1 protein-coding gene is annotated in these 277 nt (G+C 66.4%); it reads left to right on the plus strand.

Annotated features, from left to right (window positions below):
* Positions 1 to 277, plus strand: a 277-nt coding sequence (locus D9599_RS30980) for a tripartite tricarboxylate transporter substrate-binding protein (RefSeq protein ID WP_309228772.1), incomplete at both ends; no start/stop codon positions are given.

Below are 277 nucleotides of genomic sequence, written 5' to 3' on the forward strand. Positions count from 1 at the left end.
ACTGCCACTGGTTGCAGCCAAAGCTCAGGGTTCCGCCTACTGGCCCACACGTCCAATCCGCTTAATCGTTGCCTTCGCGGCGGGCGGCAACACCGACCTGATTGCCCGGCTTCTCGCCGAGCGCCTGGCAGCAGAGCTGGGTCAGTCGGTCGTGGTGGAGAACCGCACCGGCGCGGCCGGGATCATTGGCGCCGAGGCCGTCGCCCGGAGTGCACCCGATGGCTATACGCTGTTCCTGGGCACGCTCAGCACCCAGGCCATCCATGTCAGCCTCTAC

It is taken from the genome of Roseomonas sp. KE2513 (assembly GCF_016107305.1).
In the GTDB taxonomy this organism is placed as follows: domain Bacteria; phylum Pseudomonadota; class Alphaproteobacteria; order Acetobacterales; family Acetobacteraceae; genus Roseomonas.